This window comes from Hydrogenophaga sp. FW305-3-2-15-A-LB1 (genome assembly GCF_058787875.1).
Genome location: NZ_JBYTAE010000006.1, coordinates 1 through 18,768, shown reverse-complemented (window position 1 = coordinate 18,768; position 18,768 = coordinate 1). Strand labels below are relative to the sequence as shown.

Below are 18,768 nucleotides of genomic sequence, written 5' to 3'. Positions count from 1 at the left end.
CCCGCCGAGACCGAGTTTCTGCCATGAACACGACCCTTGCTTACGACACCGAAGACACCCGCTGGGCCGCCGTGCAGGCGCGGGACGTCGCCGCCGACGGCCATTTCGTCTACGCCGTGCGCACCACCGGCGTGTACTGCCCACCGAGTTCGATGGCGCGCAGTCCCAAGCGCGAGAACGTCGAGTTCTTCGACAGCGCCGAAGCCGCCGAGGCCGCGGGTTACCGCCCCAGCCGCCGCGCCCGCGCCGACCAGACCAGCGCCGCGGCCGAGCGCGCCGCGCTGGTGGCGCGCGCCTGCCGCGTGATCGAGGCATCGCAGACGCCTCCGCCGCTCGATGACCTGGCGCTGGAGGTGGGCATGAGCCCGTTCCACTTCCACCGCGTGTTCAAGGCCGAAACCGGGCTGACACCCAAGGCCTACAGCTCGGCCTACCGCGCCCGCAAGCTGCGTGGGGAACTGAGCAGCCCGCAGGCCTCGATCACCGATGCCATCTATGGCGCGGGCTTCAATTCCAACAGCCGGTTCTATGAAGCCGCTGACGATCTGTTGGGCATGCGCGCGCGCGACTACCGGGCAGGCGGTGCCGGCGCCGTCATCCGCTTCGCGGTGGGCCAGTGCTCGCTGGGCGCCATCCTGGTGGCCCAGAGCCAGCGCGGCATCTGCGCGATCTTGCTGGGCGATGACCCCGAGCGGCTGGTGCGCGACCTGCAAGACCAGTTCCCCAAGGCCGAGATCATCGGGTGCGATGGTGAGTTCGAAGACTGGATCGCCCAGGTGGTGGGGTTCATCGAAGCGCCTGCGGTCGGCCTGCACCTGCCTCTGGATGTGCAGGGAACGGCCTTCCAGGAACGCGTCTGGCGTGCGCTGCGCGAGATCCCGCCGGGCACGACCGCGAGCTACACGGAGATCGCCCGGCGCATCGGTGCTCCCAAGGCCGTGCGCGCCGTGGCGCAGGCCTGCGCGACGAACCCCCTTGCCGTGGCCATTCCCTGCCATCGCGTCGTGCGCCGCGATGGCGAGCTGGCCGGCTACCGCTGGGGCGTGGACCGCAAGCGCGAGTTGCTGCGCCGTGAACTCGAGGCGTGACAGGGGTTTTTCATGACGTCACCCGACACCCTCATCGACCGCCTGGACTGGGCCGGCATCGGCGCACAGCTCGATGCCGAAGGCTGTTGCCTGTTGCCAGGCCTGCTGGGCGCCGAGGCTGCCCGGCGCCTGGCACGGAGGATGCCGGCGGCGGCAGACGGGGAGGGCGCATCGCGGCGCGGGGCCGATCCGGGCAACGCCGAGGTGTTCTATTTCGACGCGGCGCTGCCGGCGCCACTGGACGCCTGGCGCACGGCGTTCTACGGTCATCTGGCCGTGATCGCCAATCGCTGGAACGACACACTGGGCATGGACGACCGTTATCCCGCGACCTTGGGCGATTTTCTGCGGCGCAACCGCAAGGCGGGTCAGACGCGAGGGCAGTCCTACCTGAGCCGGCTTGGCGTGGAAGACCATGTGCCGCTGCACCAGCGCAACGCCGGCGAACAGGTGTTTCCGTTGCAGCTCGTGGCATTGCTGTCCGAGCCGGGCACCGATTTCCAGGGCGGCGAATTCGTGATGACGGAACAACGTCCCCGCACGCAGTCGCGCCCGATGGTGCTGCCGCTTGGGCTCGGGGACGCGGCCCTCATCGCCACGGCGCAGCGCCCGTTCAAGGGAAGCAAGGGGCACTACCGGGTCAACCTCAAGCACGCCATCGGCCGCGTGCGCCAGGGGGAGCGCATCGGTCTGGAGTTGTCGTTCCACGATGCCCCGTAGAGCGGGGACTCCGGCGGCCGATCAGCCGCGCCGTTCGATCTTGTTCTTCAGCAGGTCGACCAGGGTGTCCGTGGGTGTCACGTCGGCGTACTTGCTCGCCATGTCGAACAGGTTGACCGCGTGCGAGGTTTGCGAGCGGTCGTAAACGGCATCCTGCGGCACGACCACCTTGAAGTTGAGCGCGCAGGCGTCCACCACCGTGGCGCGCACGCAGCCGCTGGTGGTGCAGCCGGTGACCACGACGGTGTCGACGCCGAGGCTCACCAGGTAGCTCGTGAGGGCCGTGCCGTGGAAAGCGCTGGCCTGGAACTTCGGGATGGTGATGTCGCCTTCGCGGGGGGCGACCTCGGCGACGAAGGCATACGCCTGCTCCGGTACGTCCATCACCCCGGGCACCTTGGTCTCGAACTGGCCGCGGTTGTGCGCCGACTTGTGCGCCACGTACGGATACAGGATGGGCGCGTTGAGTTGGCGGAACGTCTCGACCAGCCGCGCGATGTGCGGCACCGCCCGCCAGCCGTACTCGCCGCAGCTGGTGGGCAGGGTGAGAATGGCCTCCTGGATCGGCAAGGGCTGTTCACCCATGGATCGGTATTGCACATCAATCACCAGCAGGGCCGGTCGTCGTCCGATGCCGCTGGGCATGCCCCAACCGGACTGCCGGTAGATGGCCTGCTCTTCAGGAGGGATGACCCCGTCCCAAGGGCGCGCTTGAGGATCTGCAGCGCTCATCTTCAGATCTCCACCGTGGTCGCGTCGTAGGACACCAGCCAGTCGTAGCGCTCGCGCACGGCCTGGGGCGCCCAGGCCTTCTGAATGTAGGGGCGCGCGGTCTCGATGCTTTCCAGCGCCGGGCTGTGGAACACGTGCAGCATGTCGAGCGAACTGGCCTTGGTCTGGTTGGCGCGCGAAACACGGGCGGTGTCGTAGCGCTTCAGTGCGCTCGCCACGTCATTTGGCGATTCGGCGAGGCAGCGCGCCAGCACGTAGGCATCTTCCATGGTCACGTTGACCCCCATGCCCAGGTAAGGCGTCATCGAATGGCAGGCGTCGCCGACCAGCGTGACGTGTCCCTGGGACCAGGCCTCCAGCGGATCGCGCACGAAGAGACCCCAGCGGAACAGGTTCTCCGATTGGATGAACAGGTCCAGGATGTCCTGGTGCCAGCCCTCGAAATCCTTGAGCGCGTCGGCGAGCTCGCCGCGCTCCGACCACGATTCGGTCTGCCACAGGTCGCTGTCGACCTGGGCCGAGAAGCTCACGAACTGCTCGCCGTTGCGCTGCACAGGGTAGGTGGTCACGTGCGCGGTCGGTCCGACCCAGGTCGAGGCCAGGGGCCTGCGGTGTTGCGGTTTGAGCCGCGACATCGCCGCGAGGCCGCGCCAGGCATTGGCACCGGTGTAGCGCGCCGGCGCCTCGCCGAAGAGGGACTGGCGAACGCGCGAATGCGCGCCGTCGCAACCGACCACCACATCACCCTCGACGAAACCTCCACCATCGAGCAACAGCCGCGCACGGCCATCGACCGTGTCCGCGCCCAGCGAGCGCACACCGAAGTGCACCGCATCCGGCTTGAGCGCGATCACGGCCTCGAACAGCACGCGCTGCAGCTCGGCGCGCAGCACCTGGATCAGCGTGTGATCGGCCTTGGAGGAGGGGGCATCGCGGTTGTAGACCGAGTGTTCCTCGCCGGTCTTCCAATAGCGCACGACACGGTCCTGGGGCGGGAGGTTGATGGCTTCGACCGTCTTCTTCAGGCCCAGCGTGTCGAGCACCTTGCCTCCGTTGGCCGAGATCCACAAGCCGGCCCCCACCTCGCGCAGCTCCGACGACTGTTCGTAGACGTCGACATCCATGCCCATCTTCAGCAGCGCCACGGCGAGCGTGAGCCCGCCCATGCCAGCGCCCGCGATGATCACGTGGGGGCGCTTATCTCCTTGTACCTTGTCTGTCATTGTTGCTCCGATGAAAAACGTTCTGGGTTGTCGGCGAGGTCCAGAATGGCCTCGATGATCTTGACGTAGCCGGTGCATCGGCAGAGGTTGCCGCGCAGGTAATGTCGAACGGTGTCCTCCGTCGGCCGGGGGTCGACGGCGAGCAGCGACTTCACGGCCAGGATCATTCCCGGCGTGCAGAAGCCGCATTGCAGTGCGCCATGGGCGATGAAGGCCCGCTGCACAGGGTCCAGCCGCCCGCCGGCGGCGACCCCTTCGATGGTGGTCACACTGCGCTCGTGCACATCGCTGCACAGCGTGGTGCAGCTGGAGGCGGGCATGCCGTCCACCAGCACGGTGCAAGCGCCGCACACCTGCACGTCGCAGGAACGCTTGGTGCCCTTGAGGCGCAAGCGGTCGCGCAACACATCGATCAGCATGTCGCGCGGCTCGACGTCGACCGAGGTCGGCCGTCCGTTGAGCGTCATGTCCACGCGCGTGAGGGGGAATTCGGGGGAACTCGAATCGTTCATGTCAGGCAGGCCTCGATGGCGCGCTGGGCCAGCACCTGGACCAGATGGCGCTTGTAGTCCGCACCGCCGTGCAGATCGTCGTGTGCAGGAATGCGGGTCGCTTCGGCGGCCAGCACCGGCGCCAGGCGATTCCAGATCTCGGTCGGCGGCAGGTCGGCGGGGAGGGTGTTCGCCGCGGCCTGCGTCTCGGGCAGGGGGATGGGCACACCGGTGATGGCGCCGGCCCACAGCGACAAGCGCTGCGGCCCTTTGCGGGACCAGACAGCGGCCACGCCCACGGCGGGGCGTTCGGTGTGTCCGAAGCAGCGGTAGGCCGAGCGCGCACCGGGCGGCTGCGGTGGCACTTCGATGGCCACCAGGATTTCGTTTTCCTCGCGCGCCGTGGTGAACTCCCCCAGGTGGAATTCGCGCGACGGCAAGGTTCGCGCCGACCCGTGGCTCGCCAGCGCCATGCGCGCATCCAGCGCGCACAGCATGGTGGGTGCATCGGCATGCGGTTCGGCGAAGCACAGGACCCCGCCCAGGGTGCCGGCCACACGCACCCGGATGTTGGCCACGTTGTCGCTCAGCTCGGCGTAGCCCGGCAAGAGCCGCTGCACGAGCGGATCGCGCGCGATGGCATGGTGGGTGGAGAGCGCGCCGATCACCAGCGTGCCGTCCTCGCGCAGGTGGATGCGGCGCAGCTCCGGCACTTGCTTGAGGTCGATCACGTGGTCGTAGTGCAGCACGCGCGCCTTCAGCGCCACCAGCAGCTCCGTGCCGCCGGCGTGAAACGTGGATTCATCGCCGTACACGGCCTTGAATGCCAGGGCATCCTCCAGGCTCGTGGGGCGATGAAGTTCGAAACGGGCGGGGCGCATCAGTCCTCCTTCCGACCCAGTCCGGCCGCCACGCCCAGCAGGGGCGCCACCAGCCACCACCAGGGTGCCTGGCCCAGCAGGTGGGCGACATGCGCCACCGCAAAAGCGACCCCGACGCTCACGCCCACGCGGGGCCAGACCAACACCAGTTCGACGCGGCGTGGTCGGGTCCGTGTCGCTGCGGTCGGCGCGGCCGGTGCCGCACCGGGTCGCGGTGCGACGGCGGTTCGCGCTTCGGGCTTGTGGGCGCTTGCCGCAGGCGCCTGGGCCGCGGAGGGTGCCCGAGCGACCCCGAATGACGCCAGCTCGTCGCGCAGGCGTTGCTCGAATTCGGCGAACAACTCGTCGGATCGCTTTTTCACGACCGGGTAACCCAGCGCGGCCAATCGGCCCGCCACCTGCATCTGCGCGTCCACCGCGAGCCGGCATTGGCGCGGCTGCGTATCACTCAGCTCTTCCAGATCCACCTTCATGCGCACGTCGATCGTGGTGCCGGTGAATTTGTCGCGACCGCTGGCGCTGAGCTCGACGTGCTTTTCCAGGGTGTGCGATTCGAGAACGATGCGCGTGGGCACCTCGAGTTTGAACGGGCCGATCTTCTGCTTCATCACCGCGGAGAATTCCTTGAGCGGCTCGACCTCGGTGACGTTCTCGCAGCCGGGGATCAACCCGGCGACACGCTGCACATCAAAGAAGATGGCCCAGAGTTGAGCGGCCGTCGCGGGCAGGGTGGCGTCGATCTTGAAATCCATGCAAGTCTCTCATTGGTTGTTGGTTTCGGCCTTGGCAGCCTGCAGTGCGCGCCAGACGCGCTCCGGCGTCAGCGGCAGCTCCTTGATGCGCACGCCCCAGCCTTGGAAGAGCGCGTTGGCCACGGCTGGGGCCACCGGAAGGATGGCGCCTTCGCCGCCGCCGCGCGCGCCGAAGGGCCCGGGGCCGTCGCCGCTTTCGATCAGCGTGGTGGCCACGTGCCGCGGCGCGTCTTCCATCGTCGGGACCTTGTAGTCGAACAGGGTGCCGTTGACGACCTGGCCGTCCTCGTAGACGTACTCTTCGGACAGCGTGTGTCCCAGGCCCATGACCATGGCGCCTTCATCCTGGCCTTCGGCCGCCTTCCGGTTGATCACATGCCCCAGATCGGCCGCGCCACCCACGCGCATCACTCGGATGGCGCCGGTGCCTTCGTCGACCTCGATCTCGCAGGCGCCCGCGCCGGTTTCCCAGAACAGGGGCGCGAGCTTGAAATCGCCGTTGTGGGTGTTCGAGTTCACGCGGCCCACGCCCAGAAACTCGCCAGCGGCCATGCCGTTGAAGCGGCGCAGCAGGTCGAGGATGGACAGCGGCCCGCCCGGCCCTTCAACGCAACCCTCGCCCAGCTGGTACGCCTGCGGCGATCCGCCCAGCACCTGGGCGGCCGTTTCCTGCACCTGGCGCACGATGTCTTCGCAGGCCATCTGCACGGCCAGGCCGATGATGACCGTCGAACGGCTGGCGCCGGTGCCCCAGTCGTAGGGTGCCTGAAGCGTGTCCGGCTCGGCCACGGCGATCCTGCGCAGCGGCTGCCCGAGTGCCTTGTGCGCGATGATGCGCAGCACGCCTCGACTGCCCTGGCCGATCTCCACGGTGTTGGCCGACACGTTGATCGAGCCGTCGGCACGCAAGCGCACGATGGCGCCGCCGACCGGGACGATGCCGGGATCGCTCACCCCCACCGCCACGCCTCGGCCGCGGCGGCGCGCGTCCGTGGGCTCCGGCAGGCTCTCGAGCGCGGCCACGGCTTTGCGCAGCGAGTTGCGCATGTCGACATCCAGCGGGCGCAGGTCGGGCTTGATCGTCTGGCCCTTGTCGGCCATGTTGGCCAGACGGAATTCGACCGGATCGCGACCGAGCGCCGAGGCCATGATGTCCATCTGCGACTCCGTGGCCCACACCGCCTGTGGCCCGCCGATGGATCGGAACGCCGCGCCGGGCACGGTGTTGGTGTACACCCCGACGGCCTCGAGCCGCAGGTTCGGGATGTGGTACGGCCCGATGGCGCGGATGGCCGCCTTGATGGCAATGGCCGGGCCCGTGTCGGCGTAGGCCCCGCCATTGAGAACGGCGCGGATCGACTTGGCCACGATGCGGCCCGTGCCATCGACCGCGGTCTTGAGCGAAATCTCGGCGTCGAGTCGACGGCAGGTCAGCATGGACTCGGCGATGGTGAGGCACACGCGCACCGGCGCGCGCGCCTTCCACGACAAGGCGGCCACCAAGGGGTCGATCTTCACGGAGGCCTTGCCGCCAAAGCCGCCGCCGACATAGGGCGAGTGCACGCGCACGCAGGCCAGCGGCACGCCGAGAATCTCGGAACACACGCGCTGAATGGCGGTGGGCGTCTGGCCCCCGCTCCAGATCTCCAGCGATCCGGGTTTCCAGTGCGCCACGCACACATGGGGTTCCATCGCGTAATGGAACACCATGGGGAAGGTGAAGGTGTCTTCAAAAACCCTCGCCGCGCTCGAAAAGGCCTGGTCGACATCCCCGCAGGCGTACTGCCATTGCTGGAAGATGTTGGTGCCCTCCACGGGCGCTGCTTCGCCGCGGAAGTAGTAGTCCTTGAGCCGGTCCATGTCGTCATGCACCAGCGCCGCACCTTCGGCCATGGCCTCCTGCGCGGTGGTGGCATAGGGCAGGGTGTCGTAGTCGACGGTGATGGCGTCGAGCGCTTCCTCCGCCGTGCCTTCGTCCACCGCCGCCACGGCGGCCACCGGATCGCCCACATAGCGGACCTTGTCCAGCGCGATCACGGGCCGATCGCGCAGCGACAGACCCCAACGGATCTCGGTGCCGGGCAGGTCCTTCAGGTCGTCGCCGGTGAGCACCGCCACCACGCCGGGCATCGCCAAGGCAGCGCTGACGTCGATGCGGCGGATGCGCGCGTGGGGCACGGTGCTGCGCAGGATTTTCCCGTGCAGCATGCCGGGCACTTCCACGTCACTGGCGTAGACCGCCGTGCCGGTGACCTTCTGCAGGTAGTCGGCGCGGGGTTCTTCGTGAAGCGTGAGAGGGAGAGGGGCGTGCATGGCGGAGTGAATCAATCCAGCGTGATGTCGGCGCGCGTGATCACCTCTTTCCACATCGTCGTCTCGCTCGACTGGCGCTTGCTCAGTTCCTCCGGCGAGCTGGAGGCGGGTTCGACGCCGACGGCGTGCAAGCGCTCCTTGACTTCGGCCGAAGCCATGGTCTTCGCGATTTGCGGCACCAGCTTGGCGACCACGCTCTTGGGCATGCCGGAGGGACCGTAGAGGGCAAACCACGTCACCGCCTCGAAGCCGGGGAGCACCGTTTCGGCCAGGGTGGGCACGTTGGGCAAGGCCTGGGCGCGCCTGGCGGTGGTCACCGCCAGCGCCTTGAGCTTGCCGGACTTGATGTGGCCGAGCACCGCCGGACCTTGTTCGATGGCCATCACGGTGCGTCCACTGATCAAGTCCACCACCATGGGGCCGCTGCCCTTGTAGTGAACGCTGAACGTGTCGACACCGGCGCGCTGCTTGAACAGCTCCATGAACACGTGCTGCGAGGTGCCTTTGCCGGCCGAGCCGTAGCCGAACTTGCCGGGGTTGGCCTTGAGATAGGCGATCAGATCCTGGATGGTGTCCACCGGCAGCGTGGTGGGCACCACGACATACGAGGGGTTCAGGCCCAGCAGCGAAATCGGCTCAACGCGCTGCGAGACCTCTTTCATCCGCTCGTTCAGCTGGGGGAGCACGGAGAACATCGACGACGCACCGATCAGCAGCGTGTGGCCGTCGGCCGGCTGACGAGACACATGGTCCGCGCCGATCATGCCGGACGCCCCCGCCTTGTTGTCGACCACCGTGGGCTGGCCCCACTCGGCCAGGCCGTTGGCTACCGAACGCGCATACAGGTCGGTGGCGCCGCCGGGCGGGTAGGGCGCCACGATCGTGATGAGCTTGTTGGGGTATGCCTGGGCTTGAACGCCCGTGGCGGCGAGGGCGAGGCCGGTACCACAGAGGGCCAGCGCGATTTTTTTCCATGGGGACATGCGGAAACTCCTGAAAGGTTGAGGCCAAGAAGTCTTCGATATTCTGTTTGAGGGAACATCGTTCTGCTGAAGAGAACCTCATTTTGTACAGCAGCACGGCATAATGTCAAGCAGAATGTTTGCCAATCCCCTTGCTCGTTCATGACCAAAGACCCAGAGAGTGATCCGAAGCCGGGTGGTGTCGCTGCTGTCGAGCGCGCATTCGCCATCCTCAATGCCTTTCAACCGGGCGACGCTTCGCTGCCGCTGAACGAACTCGCGCGGCGCACGGGGATGTACAAGAGCACGATCCTGAGGCTGATCGCCACGCTGGTGCAGGAGCACTGCATCGTGCGACTGGACGACGGCAGCTACCAGCTCGGCTCCATGCTGCTGCACTGGGGTGGTCTGTACCAGGCGGCGCTTCGCCTGGACGACCATGTGCCGCCCATCCTGCGCCGGCTCGCTCAGGAAACCGGCGAGGGTGCATCGTTCTTCACCCGCGAAGGATCGCTGCGCGTGTGCCTGTTCCGCGTGGATTCTTCGCGCTCCGTTCGCGACCACGTGCACACCGGTGATTTGCTGCCGCTGGACAAAGGGGCCGCGGGCCGTGTGCTGGCCGGCTTCGACCGCGCGCTGGTGGATCCGTCCCAGTTCCCGTCTCAGCCCTTGATCGCGACCGTGGGTGAGCGCGAGCCCGACATCGCGGCCATTGCCGCGCCGGTCTTCGGGCCCCAGGGCAGCCTGCGCGGCGCCTTGGCCATCTCCGGACCGGCCATGCGCTTTTCCATCGACCTCGTGCCCGGCATGTCGCAGGCCCTGCTCAAGGCGGCATCGGAGCTGACGCGCCGCCTGGGCGGCGACTCGACCCTGCTGGACCGGGCCGAGTCGATCAACATGATCTCCCGGCCGGCCCCTTGAGCCTGTCCGCGCGGGGCCCCGTCAGGCCCCGCCGCTGTCGACGCGCATCGCAGGATGGATGACGTCACCTTCGCTCAGGATCTGAACGTCGTCCAGCCACAGGCTGCAGCGGCGCAGCGGAAGATCGAGGTGGCAGGCGGTGTCGTTGGTGCCACCGAGTTCGAGATTCGGGCCCAGCGAGAACAGCACGTTGCCGTAGAAGGACAGCGCGTTCATCACATGCTCCAGCGGCAACTGGCGAGTCACGGAGAACTGGTACCAGCGCGCCTTCTCGTTCAATCCCCAGCCGATGTGGGAGACGGCATAGGCACGGGAATCGTGGAAGCTGTCGATGTAGCTCTTGATCAATTGCGCGTCCATGCCGTCGCCCTGGATGTCCACCACCATCCCCTGGCGAATCTCCAGCGTGACCGGGGACTGCACATACTGCTTGAACGCGCACAGGATGTCGCCCGGCTGCAGCACCACGCGGCCGTCCACCGCGCCGTCGTTGCCCTGCGTGAATGCAAAGCCCGAAGGGAAATGGTCCCAGCGGCCAGGCTCGTGGGTATAGCCGTACTCCGAAATCACGGGGTATTGCCCCAGGTGGTAGGTGACATCGGTCCCCGCATCCGACGTGATGCGCATGCGCGTGGCCTTTTCCAGCAGGCCCTTGGCGTGCTCCACGCGGCGAGCCAGGTCTTCCGTGGGAAACATCTGTTTGAGCACGTGAAACGGCTCCATCACGCGCAGAATGCGCACGCCCGCGGCCTGGATCTCGGCTTGCTCGCGCGAGAACAGCAGACCCACCATGTCGATCACCATGCTGGCCGACTTCAGCGTTTGCATCGCCAGGGCGTTGCCCACCAGGGGGTGACGGCCTTGAACCCCGACCGCGTTGCGCTGCCCCCGCCGAACGTTGAGGTTGAAGGTGCTGGCACCCAAGGTTTCCGCCGCCGCCATGAAGGCCTGGGCGTGGTCCTTCCATTCGTCCTCCGCCGTCAGCACCACGACGGTTTCACCGGGTTTGACCGCGCAAAGTGTGAGCTCGCGCGTGAACAGCTCCAGCATTTCGACATCCAACATCAATGTTCTCTCCTTGTGATCACGATCGATCGTGGCGTTCCAGGGTTTCACTGAGCAAGCGGCAAAAAGCCTCCGGGCTCTCGGCCTGCATCTGGTGACCGACGCCCTCGAGGCGCACGGCGTGAAGGTCGGGGCGCCGGCTGCGCATGTCGTCCACATCGGCGTCGGCGACCACACCGCCTTCGCCTGCGCAGATCAGCGTGATGGGCAGGTCGCTTCGGGCGAGGTCGGCGAACATGTCCTGGCCATGGAAATCCTCGCTGGCGACGAAGACCGCGCGCTCGTCGCAGGTGGACAGCCACTCGGCACGCAGTTGCTGCAGCGCTTCGGGCCAGGGCGTCGCCGTGCTCGCACGCAATGCCGCGGCCGCTTCACCGCGCTGCGCCGCACGGAGCAGCGCCAGCGTGCGCGCCAGCGGCACGGGGTAGGGGCGGCGGCCAGGGCCGCTGGTGGGGGGGTCCAGAAGGACCAGGGAATGCAGCCGCCCAGCGGCCAGTGCGGCAGCCCGCAAAGCGATGCGCGCGCCCATCGAGTGGCCTATGACGATGGGTTCTGGCGTCAGGCCGAGCGCTTCCACGAAAGCCATCAAATCCTGTGCGCACGCACCCACGCCATAGTCCAGGTGCGGGCCGGACTCGGACAGGCCGCGACCTCGCACGTCCAGCACGTGGCAGTCGAAACGCGGCGCCAGCCGCTCAGCCACGTGTGTCCAGAGCACGGCGGGGCTCACGATGCCGGGCACGATGACGACCGGCCGCCCTTCACCCGGAAAGTGCAGGTAGTGCTGGCGGATGCCGTTGGCTCTGACGTGTCCGCCGCTTGCGGGGCTCATGGGCTTTCCGATGCGTGAATGGGATGGCATTCAATTCTGCTTGAAAGAATATCGTTTTGTCAAACAGAACCATCGAGCGCGACAACAGGCATCCCGCTCTGGCTTCGTGCTCACGGCGCCTGCCGGGCACCCCGTTTGCCCCGTTCACCCGATGCGCCGAGCGCAGTGCTGCCCTCACCCTTGCGACCAACTCCCGAGCTGTCCACCATCCTCATGATCCGCGCCCCCCTCTTCGAAGCCGAACTCCAGCGGGTCTTCCGCGACGCGGCCGGCCAGCCGGTCGCGGAGATCGCCAGTGAGGCCATGCGCATGGCGCAGGTGCTCGTGCCTGCGGTCCAGGGCGGCAGCCCGGTTCACCAGCTGATCCAGCAGCAGATTCAGTTGATGGCGCAGCAGTTGGCACTGCTGTCGGGCAGCGTGGCCCCCATGGTCGTGCCTACCCTCGCGTCCGCGGCCCCGGCCGTCACCGCCAACGACGGCAGCCCGCCCGCGGCCACCGAGGCCGCGCGCGTCGACGCGGTGCCACCCGCCATGGTGGACCGCCCGGTCGTGGTGCGCGGCCAACGCCTCGAGCTGGAAGACCCGCGCGCGACCCATGTGGGCTTTGCCGTGCCAGCGAACGCCACCGAGCTGGCGATCGCCGCCGTCTGGGCGCGCCTGCTGAACATCGAGCGGGTCGGGCGTAACGACAACTTCTTCAACCTCGGCGGCCACTCGCTGCTCGCCCTGCGCGCCGTCCAGGGGATGCAGCACATCACCGGCGAGAAGATCGCGATCAGCCGCCTGATCTTTGAATCGCTCAGCCAGATCGCCGCTGGTATCGCGATCGAATCGGCCGCTGCCGCGCCCGACGCTTCCCCTGCGGCCGAAGTGCAGGCCGGGTCGCACGCCGAGAACGGGGAGGGCATGACCACCCTGCGCTTTGGTCACCCTGCGTCGTCCCTTTATGGCGTCTTCCATCCCAGTGGCGTGCGCGGTGCGCGCCCTCGCGCCGTGCTCTTCTGCAATCCCTTTGGCCAGGAAGCGGTGCGCATTCATCGTTTTTTCTGCGTGCTGGCCGATCGCCTGGCGCGCGCCGGCGTGGCCTGCCTTCGGTTCGACTACCACGCCAGTGGGGAATCGCTGGGCGAGGACCACGAAGCCGATCTCGATCGATGGGTCCAGGATGTGGTGGCCGCCGACGCACTGCTGCGCCAGCGAGCTGACGTTCACGAAGTGGACTGGGTTGCACCGCGCCTGGCCAGCGCCCTGGCGGTGCGGGCCTCGGCGCTGGCGCCGCAGGCACCGCGGCAACTTGTGCTCTGGGAGCCGGTCATCTCCGGAGCGCGCTATGTCGAGCACCTGCAGGCTGTGCATGCGTCGACGGTCGCCAACCTGCCAGACGGCGGCGCGCTCGCGGGCGATGAAGAGATCCTGGGCTTTGGCGTGAGTCGGCGCCTGTTGGAGCAGTTGCGCGCCGTGGAGCCCGCCGACTACGAGCGTGCGCGGGCCCGCCGCGTCGTGGTGGTCGCGCCGGGGCGGCAAACCGCTGGCGCCGGCGGGTGGGCCGCCGTCCTGCAGGGCAGGGGGGTCGACGTGCAGCGCCAAACGTTAAGCCTCAACTTCGACTGGACCTCGGAGGAGGCCTTCAACACCGCGCTGGTTCCCGCCGACGCGCTGAACCTTCTTGCCGCGCTGCTCAGGGGAGGCCCATTTGAATGAAGTCTCCTTCAGCTTCGGTTCCCGGCGGCACCTGAGCGCCACGCTGACGCTGCCCCCTGGCGAACGGCCTGCGCGCATGGGCGTCGTGCTGCTCAATGTCGGCATCATTCACCGCATGGGCCCGCACCGCTTCAACGCCAAGCTTGCCCGAACGCTCGCCAGAGAGGGCTGGGCCACTTTGCGCATGGACCTCTCGGGTCAGGGCGACAGCGGCACGCCGGACGAAGCCCTGCCTTATGAACAACAGGCCGTAACGGACCTTCAGGCGGCCATGGACCATTTCCAGCGCCTTTGCAAGGTCGAGAAATTCGCCATTGCGGGCATTTGCTCCGGTGCCTACAACGGCCTGGCGGCGGCCCTGGCGGACCACCGGGTGGCGGCCCTCTGGATGCTCGACGGTTACGCCTATCCCACGGCCAGGACAAGGTGGAATCGCTACACCGGCCAGCTGCGCGAGGCGCCGCTGCGCGCCCTCCGATCGTGGACGCGAAAGCTCGTCAGGCGCGCCGCGCGGGCCTTCAGAAACGTGGCCGACCAATCGATGACGCAGGAGTTGTGGGACTTTGGCCGAGACCCTCCGCCGCGTGAAGTCTTCGCCCTCGACTTCCAGGCGCTTGTCGATCGCGGTGTGGCTGTGTGTGTCGTTTACTCCGGCAGCATGCGCTGGCACTTCAACTACCCGGCGCAATGGCGCGACGCCTTCAGCGAGTTCGACTTCGTCGAACGCGTGCGGTGCGAGTACCTGCCGCAGGCCGATCACACCGCCACGACACTGGCGGCTCAGCAGCATTTGATCCACAGCCTGGCCGATTGGCTCCGTGGCCTTGATGCTGACTGAGACGCTGCAGCCGTGCGTCAGGCCGTGCTCGACGGCACTGCGTCTTTCGGGGTGTAGGCCAAGAGGGCTGTCTCGATCTTTTTAATTTGACATAATATACATCGTGGAATATCAATCCACCACCTAGGAAACGGCCTTGCAGCCCTGAAGCCCGCATGGAACAAGCCCTCCGCTTCAAGGCCATGTACAGCCAGCTCGGGTTTTCTGTGGCCGATGCTGCGCAGTTTCTGCAGGTCAGCACGCGCACGGTCCACCAGTGGATCTCTGGCCGCGTGCGGATCCCGTTCGCGGCCTACAAGCTGCTGCGCGTCCAGCTGCACTACGAGCTGCCTGGCGATGCCTGGAACGGCTGGCACTTGAGCGCTGGCCGGCTGTACACCCCTGAAGGCCATGAATTGCGCCCACAGGACTTCGTTTGGTGGGGTCTGTTGGTGCGGCAAGCCCGGTCGTTCAAAACGCTCTATGAGGCGAATACCGCGCTCCGTGCTGCCGCAGGGCCGGACGGAGACCGGGCAGCGGCTTGCCGCGACCGAGGCTCCGACCGGCCCGGAGGGCGTGACGTGCTAGTAACACGTCACTTTAGTCCAATTAAACGCACTGAGAAACAGACATGCCGTTGGTGCAGAAGTGAGCAACGGCGCGGGTTGCGGGCCGATCAGGGGGGCAAATGGCCAAGCTAAAAACTGTTGCAAGAACTGTTGCGCCCGAAATCCTGGGTTCCATGGGGTCGAAAGCACGGCTGTCTGTGACCTCGGTGGGCGCCCTCCTCGGCGTCTCCAGGCAGCGTGCGTCCAAGCTCCTTCGTGATGGTCGCATCGAGGGCGCTCACCGCTCCGAGGACAGCACTTGGTGGGTTCCGACGCCCGTGCGCCTCAAGCCAGGCGCGCGCGGGCCGGTCTCTGGCTATGCCAGGGCCGGCTACTCGCCTAGGCGGCCGCGCCGCCTAGGCACTGTCTTGAAAGGTGGTTAGTGATGGCCATTCGTGAGCCCATGACAGAGCAACAGCGCCGAGCTCGAAACCGCGCTTACGTTGCGCGCTCGCGTGCCAATCGCGGCCGTGCTGACCAGGAAGATGCGGGGTTCGTGTACGGCCCAGCATGGCCGGTGCCTGTGCCAGCGTTTGCGCCGGGCGCTTATGAAGCGCTGCAGCAGGTCTTCGGCGGGAGGTCTACCAAAGCCCTCTCGTAGGCGTCCACAAGCGAGAACGCCCGGGCAGGCAGGCCCGGGCGTCTCTGACCAAACCGAACTGAAATGGAGTTACGAAATGGCTAAGGCCGATGTTATTACCAAAGCGGGTAACCAATTTGAAGAGTCCCTGTGTGAATTGGTGCAGTTGATCAAGTTGTGCCGAACCCTCGATGTTGAGGAAGAGCAGGCATGGCTCCTGACTGTGGGGCGTCTCGTCGACAGGGTTGAGCTTGAGGCTCACGCGTACATGAGCGAGGTCCACGTCACTGCGCTGCCCTATCTGCGCGATCTCGATTCGTTCGCAGCAAAAGGGGGTATGGGGGCCGTGGCCCCCATGGCGACAAGGGTCGTTGATCGCCAATCCGGCCAGTCGCGGACGTAACTCAGTTACCGCCAATTAAGTCCATCGCGGCTTGATAAGCGGTATTTATTTGCCTCCCGATTGCAGGAAATTCGCTATCATGATTAATAGCTCGCGATATACATCGTGGAAGATCAACCCACCACCTAGGAAACGGCCCTGCAGCCCTGAAGCCCGCATGGAACAAGCCCGCCGCTTCAAGGCCATGTACAGCCGCCTGGGCTTCACGGTGGCCGACGTGGCCCGTTTTCTTCAGGTGACCACCCGCACCGTCTACGCGTGGATCTCCGGCCGCGTGCGCATCCCGTACGCGGCCTACAAGCTGCTGCGGCTGCAGCTGCACTACGAACTGCCAGGCGATGCCTGGAAAGGCTGGTCGATCAGCGCAGGCCGGCTGTACACGCCTGAGAACCTCGAACTGCACCCCAGGGACTTCTACTGGTGGGGGTTGCTGGCGCGCAAGGCCGCCATGTTCAACGAGCTCTACAAGGCCAACAACGAGCTGAGAGCGGCGGTTGCATCGCTGCCTGGAGGGCCGGTCGGAGACCGGGCAGCGGCTTGCCGCGACCGCGGCTCAGAACGGCCCGAAGGGCCTGAGGTGCTTGTAACACCTCACTTTAGTCCGGAAAAACGGACAGGACCGAAGCGGCCCGCAGGGCCTGACGTGCTAGTAACACGTCACTTTAGGCTCACCGGTGAGCTTTTGCCCACCGCAGATAGCGCAGAGCGGGCTGAACACTGCGCGGCCTGCAAACGGTCGTTGAGGCCTCGGTTCGGCGCCCGGAAAGGCGGTGTCCGATGAGCACTTCAGCAAAGTACATGGCCGTGCTCCGGCAACGCCGCCGCGATGGTCTAGTGCCGATCCAAGCGCCCTGGCAGTGGCTCACCAATGCCGAGGCCGCCCGGATCGCTCAGAAGGCCTACAGGCGCGCCGCCTGGGCCTCCCGTGAGCCAGGCACCAGCCAGGCCGAGTTCGCTCGCGCCTGGCTGGCCGGCATGGCCGAGCTTGCAGCGCAGGTAGCGCAGCGGGCCGGCGTGCAGGAGTTCCCCAGCTTGGGGAGCACTGCCCTGGTTGATCCGCCCTCCTCTTGGCAACCACAGTACCAGCAGTTCGGGAAGGTGGGTGAGTGATGGCCATGACACCAGAGCAGGCGGCCATCGCCAATCGTGAGGCTCAGCGGCGCTTCAGGGCCAGCCGCAATGCGGTCCAGGTCCTGTTGCTCCGTCGCCGGAAATCGGAGCTTCGGGAGTGGGCTGATTCCTGGGCCTACGGTCCTCGCCACGTTGTTCCTTGCCCGTCCTTCGCGCCTGGCGTGGCTGCGCAATTGGCAGCTGCGTTATCCGGGAAAGGGGGTGAGACGGTCTAGCCGATGTGGCGGTCAATCCACAAAGCGAGAACGCCCAGGCGGTCAGGCCCGGGCGTCTCTTACCAAAGTTCGAACTGAAAAGGAGTTACGAAATGGCTGCTGCCAATGTTATCGAAAAAGCGCTTCAGGATGTGATGGGCCATGCCTACGTGATGGACAACGTGCTCACCGTGTTGGACCAGATCAACGGCGAGCTTGGAGAGGCACCTCGGTGGGTGCAGATGATGCGCGACCAGTACCGCCCGCTCTATGAGGCTCTGGAGGTGCTGGAAACGGCTATTGGCCGAGAGGCAATGCCGATCTTGCGTGATATCGCCGCAATTGGGGGTATGGGGGCCATGGCCCCCATGGTGACAAAGGTGGTTGATCGCCAATCCGACCAGTCGCGGACGTAACTCAGTTACCGCCAATTAAGCCCCTCGCGGCTTGATAAGCGGTATTTAATTGCCTCTCGATTGAAGGAAATTCGCTATCATGAGCAAATCCAATTGCCTGCGATATACATCGTAGAATGTGTAAAGGATATCTGAAACCCAACGTCTCAGGTCCCCCGCGGACTCTGTCTCGGGCTGAAAACGGTCCCGCCCCGAGCTCAGCTCGCGACAGCCAGAATCACATCCGACGCTTTCACCAGCGCCGTTGCGGAGGCGCCTGGTGTCAGCGCAAGTTCGGCGACAGCGCCTTGCGTGACGATCGCCACGACCTCCAGGCCATCCTCGGTCTTGAGAGTGACTTCCGCGTTCACCGCGCCCGGCGTCAGCGCGTGCACCTTGCCTTCGATGCGGTTGCGCGCCGAAATCTTGGCGCCTTGCAGGTCGGTGGCCAGCAGCACAGACGACGCTTTCACCAGCACGATCACCGCCTGCTCGGTCTTGAGTCCCAGGGCTTGTGTGCTTTCCCGGGTGATGATGGCCGCGAGCCGCTGTCCACCAGGCAAGGTCACTTCGACCTCATCGTTGACCGCGCCCGAGCGCACGGCCGTGACTTTTCCCATCCATTGGTTGCGCGCGCTGGTCTTCATGTTCAGTACCTTCAAAAGGGAGAATTCCTGATCCAGGTCCATCGAGCCCTGGTCCAGAAGTTCGACAAAACGTTGGTGAATGGCGTCTACCTGTTCATAGCGCTCGATCAACTTCCGGCCATGCTCGGTCAAGTGAGTGGACCCACCTCCTCTGCCCCCGACGGCGCGCTCGATCAGGGGCGTTCGAGACAGCGCGTTCATCCTGTTGATGGCATCCCAGGCGGCCTTGTAGCTCATGCCGAAGGCCTTGGCGGCCTGTGTGATGGAGCCGTGCTGGTCGACGGCGCGCAGCAAGGCCACCCGCCCATGCCC

Annotated in this window: 20 protein-coding genes; 10 read left to right on the top strand and 10 right to left on the bottom strand. The window is 66.3% G+C overall.

The genetic code is table 11. The features are described 5' to 3' along the window. Positions 1-23 precede the first annotated feature (23 nt). Together ada and AC3WPZ_RS02815 are read left to right on the top strand one after the other, a co-directional pair. On the top strand, positions 24-1,088 hold the full coding sequence (gene ada, locus AC3WPZ_RS02820; RefSeq protein ID WP_492438006.1) for a bifunctional DNA-binding transcriptional regulator/O6-methylguanine-DNA methyltransferase Ada: 1,065 nt from the start codon (positions 24-26) through the stop codon (positions 1,086-1,088). 12 nt (positions 1,089-1,100) lie between these two features. Beyond that, positions 1,101-1,808 carry a 2OG-Fe(II) oxygenase gene (locus tag AC3WPZ_RS02815; protein WP_492438005.1) on the top strand — a complete coding sequence of 236 codons (708 nt, stop codon included), beginning with the start codon at positions 1,101-1,103 and terminating at the stop codon, positions 1,806-1,808. 21 nt (positions 1,809-1,829) lie between these two features. Here the strand turns inward: AC3WPZ_RS02815 and AC3WPZ_RS02810 are convergent, their stop codons facing one another. Genes AC3WPZ_RS02810 through AC3WPZ_RS02780 form a run of 7 tightly spaced genes read right to left on the bottom strand, consistent with a single transcriptional unit; the run spans position 1,830 to position 9,183 of the window. Further along, positions 1,830-2,540 carry an isochorismatase family protein gene (locus AC3WPZ_RS02810; RefSeq protein ID WP_382157956.1) on the bottom strand — a complete coding sequence of 237 codons (711 nt, stop codon included), beginning with the start codon at positions 2,538-2,540 and terminating at the stop codon, positions 1,830-1,832. Between the two features lie 2 nt (positions 2,541-2,542). Then, positions 2,543-3,727: an FAD-dependent monooxygenase gene (locus AC3WPZ_RS02805; protein ID WP_492438003.1), complete on the bottom strand. Its 1,185-nt coding sequence runs from the start codon at positions 3,725-3,727 to the stop codon at positions 2,543-2,545. 32 nt (positions 3,728-3,759) lie between these two features. Beyond that, positions 3,760-4,275: a (2Fe-2S)-binding protein gene (locus AC3WPZ_RS02800; RefSeq protein WP_492438001.1), complete on the bottom strand. Its 516-nt coding sequence runs from the start codon at positions 4,273-4,275 to the stop codon at positions 3,760-3,762. Then, a complete protein-coding gene (locus AC3WPZ_RS02795) occupies positions 4,272-5,135 on the bottom strand; it encodes an FAD binding domain-containing protein (RefSeq protein WP_382324838.1) in 864 nt (287 codons plus the stop codon). Before AC3WPZ_RS02795 ends, AC3WPZ_RS02800 begins: the two co-directional genes overlap by 4 nt. Further along, positions 5,135-5,887 carry an SRPBCC family protein gene (locus AC3WPZ_RS02790; protein WP_492437999.1) on the bottom strand — a complete coding sequence of 251 codons (753 nt, stop codon included), beginning with the start codon at positions 5,885-5,887 and terminating at the stop codon, positions 5,135-5,137. The genes AC3WPZ_RS02795 and AC3WPZ_RS02790 overlap by 1 nt, the downstream gene beginning before the upstream one ends. 9 nt (positions 5,888-5,896) lie before the next feature. Continuing rightward, positions 5,897-8,200, bottom strand: coding sequence for a xanthine dehydrogenase family protein molybdopterin-binding subunit (locus AC3WPZ_RS02785; RefSeq protein ID WP_492437997.1), 2,304 nt, complete (start codon positions 8,198-8,200; stop codon positions 5,897-5,899). A gap of 11 nt (positions 8,201-8,211) precedes the next feature. After that, a complete protein-coding gene (locus AC3WPZ_RS02780; protein ID WP_492437995.1) occupies positions 8,212-9,183 on the bottom strand; it encodes a Bug family tripartite tricarboxylate transporter substrate binding protein in 972 nt (323 codons plus the stop codon). A gap of 141 nt (positions 9,184-9,324) precedes the next feature. Between AC3WPZ_RS02780 and AC3WPZ_RS02775 the strand changes: the two genes are divergently transcribed. Next, positions 9,325-10,083: an IclR family transcriptional regulator gene (locus AC3WPZ_RS02775; RefSeq protein ID WP_382157941.1), complete on the top strand. Its 759-nt coding sequence runs from the start codon at positions 9,325-9,327 to the stop codon at positions 10,081-10,083. Between the two features lie 21 nt (positions 10,084-10,104). On the opposite strand, the gene AC3WPZ_RS02770 is transcribed toward AC3WPZ_RS02775, so the two are convergent. Next, complete coding sequence (locus AC3WPZ_RS02770; protein ID WP_382324846.1) at positions 10,105-11,148, bottom strand: 2,5-dihydroxypyridine 5,6-dioxygenase NicX family protein; 1,044 nt, start codon at positions 11,146-11,148, stop codon at positions 10,105-10,107. 19 nt (positions 11,149-11,167) lie between these two features. Continuing rightward, positions 11,168-12,010: an alpha/beta fold hydrolase gene (locus tag AC3WPZ_RS02765; RefSeq protein WP_444686580.1), complete on the bottom strand. Its 843-nt coding sequence runs from the start codon at positions 12,008-12,010 to the stop codon at positions 11,168-11,170. A 183-nt stretch (positions 12,011-12,193) separates the two neighbouring features. Between AC3WPZ_RS02765 and AC3WPZ_RS02760 the strand changes: the two genes are divergently transcribed. The 7 genes from AC3WPZ_RS02760 to AC3WPZ_RS02730 all read left to right on the top strand — a co-directional run bounded on the left by AC3WPZ_RS02760 (position 12,194) and on the right by AC3WPZ_RS02730 (position 17,830). After that, positions 12,194-13,681 (top strand): phosphopantetheine-binding protein, encoded by a 1,488-nt coding sequence (locus tag AC3WPZ_RS02760; RefSeq protein WP_492437992.1) that lies wholly within the window; start codon positions 12,194-12,196, stop codon positions 13,679-13,681. Next, positions 13,674-14,519: an alpha/beta fold hydrolase gene (locus tag AC3WPZ_RS02755; RefSeq protein ID WP_492437990.1), complete on the top strand. Its 846-nt coding sequence runs from the start codon at positions 13,674-13,676 to the stop codon at positions 14,517-14,519. The genes AC3WPZ_RS02760 and AC3WPZ_RS02755 overlap by 8 nt, the downstream gene beginning before the upstream one ends. Before the next feature lie 155 nt (positions 14,520-14,674). Next, positions 14,675-15,199, top strand: a complete 525-nt coding sequence (locus tag AC3WPZ_RS02750; protein WP_492437988.1) for a VC1465 family Xer recombination activation factor — start codon at positions 14,675-14,677, stop codon at positions 15,197-15,199. A 584-nt stretch (positions 15,200-15,783) separates the two neighbouring features. Next, positions 15,784-16,089: a hypothetical protein gene (locus tag AC3WPZ_RS02745; protein ID WP_492437985.1), complete on the top strand. Its 306-nt coding sequence runs from the start codon at positions 15,784-15,786 to the stop codon at positions 16,087-16,089. Between the two features lie 157 nt (positions 16,090-16,246). Then, on the top strand, positions 16,247-16,870 hold the full coding sequence (locus AC3WPZ_RS02740) for a VC1465 family Xer recombination activation factor (RefSeq protein WP_444686583.1): 624 nt from the start codon (positions 16,247-16,249) through the stop codon (positions 16,868-16,870). Further along, positions 16,867-17,199, top strand: a complete 333-nt coding sequence (locus AC3WPZ_RS02735) for a hypothetical protein (protein ID WP_444686584.1) — start codon at positions 16,867-16,869, stop codon at positions 17,197-17,199. Before AC3WPZ_RS02740 ends, AC3WPZ_RS02735 begins: the two co-directional genes overlap by 4 nt. Before the next feature lie 328 nt (positions 17,200-17,527). After that, on the top strand, positions 17,528-17,830 hold the full coding sequence (locus AC3WPZ_RS02730; RefSeq protein ID WP_444686585.1) for a hypothetical protein: 303 nt from the start codon (positions 17,528-17,530) through the stop codon (positions 17,828-17,830). A 197-nt stretch (positions 17,831-18,027) separates the two neighbouring features. Here the strand turns inward: AC3WPZ_RS02730 and AC3WPZ_RS02725 are convergent. Next, positions 18,028-18,768: TOBE domain-containing protein (locus AC3WPZ_RS02725; RefSeq protein WP_492437982.1), on the bottom strand; the 741-nt coding region annotated here is incomplete at its 5' end.

Bases quoted from the DNA above. Each gene is read 5' to 3' on its own strand.
- ada (WP_492438006.1), top strand. From the start codon at position 24: ATGAACACGACCCTTGCTTACGACACCGAAGACACCCGCTGGGCCGCC.
- AC3WPZ_RS02815 (WP_492438005.1), top strand. From the start codon at position 1,101: ATGACGTCACCCGACACCCTCATCGACCGCCTGGACTGGGCCGGCATC.
- AC3WPZ_RS02810 (WP_382157956.1), bottom strand. From the start codon at position 2,540: ATGAGCGCTGCAGATCCTCAAGCGCGCCCTTGGGACGGGGTCATCCCT.
- AC3WPZ_RS02800 (WP_492438001.1), bottom strand. From the start codon at position 4,275: ATGAACGATTCGAGTTCCCCCGAATTCCCCCTCACGCGCGTGGACATG.
- AC3WPZ_RS02795 (WP_382324838.1), bottom strand. From the start codon at position 5,135: ATGCGCCCCGCCCGTTTCGAACTTCATCGCCCCACGAGCCTGGAGGAT.
- AC3WPZ_RS02790 (WP_492437999.1), bottom strand. From the start codon at position 5,887: ATGGATTTCAAGATCGACGCCACCCTGCCCGCGACGGCCGCTCAACTC.
- AC3WPZ_RS02785 (WP_492437997.1), bottom strand. From the start codon at position 8,200: ATGCACGCCCCTCTCCCTCTCACGCTTCACGAAGAACCCCGCGCCGAC.
- AC3WPZ_RS02780 (WP_492437995.1), bottom strand. From the start codon at position 9,183: ATGTCCCCATGGAAAAAAATCGCGCTGGCCCTCTGTGGTACCGGCCTC.
- AC3WPZ_RS02775 (WP_382157941.1), top strand. From the start codon at position 9,325: ATGACCAAAGACCCAGAGAGTGATCCGAAGCCGGGTGGTGTCGCTGCT.
- AC3WPZ_RS02770 (WP_382324846.1), bottom strand. From the start codon at position 11,148: ATGTTGGATGTCGAAATGCTGGAGCTGTTCACGCGCGAGCTCACACTT.
- AC3WPZ_RS02765 (WP_444686580.1), bottom strand. From the start codon at position 12,010: ATGCCATCCCATTCACGCATCGGAAAGCCCATGAGCCCCGCAAGCGGC.
- AC3WPZ_RS02760 (WP_492437992.1), top strand. From the start codon at position 12,194: ATGATCCGCGCCCCCCTCTTCGAAGCCGAACTCCAGCGGGTCTTCCGC.
- AC3WPZ_RS02750 (WP_492437988.1), top strand. From the start codon at position 14,675: ATGGAACAAGCCCTCCGCTTCAAGGCCATGTACAGCCAGCTCGGGTTT.
- AC3WPZ_RS02745 (WP_492437985.1), top strand. From the start codon at position 15,784: ATGGCTAAGGCCGATGTTATTACCAAAGCGGGTAACCAATTTGAAGAG.
- AC3WPZ_RS02740 (WP_444686583.1), top strand. From the start codon at position 16,247: ATGGAACAAGCCCGCCGCTTCAAGGCCATGTACAGCCGCCTGGGCTTC.
- AC3WPZ_RS02735 (WP_444686584.1), top strand. From the start codon at position 16,867: ATGAGCACTTCAGCAAAGTACATGGCCGTGCTCCGGCAACGCCGCCGC.
- AC3WPZ_RS02730 (WP_444686585.1), top strand. From the start codon at position 17,528: ATGGCTGCTGCCAATGTTATCGAAAAAGCGCTTCAGGATGTGATGGGC.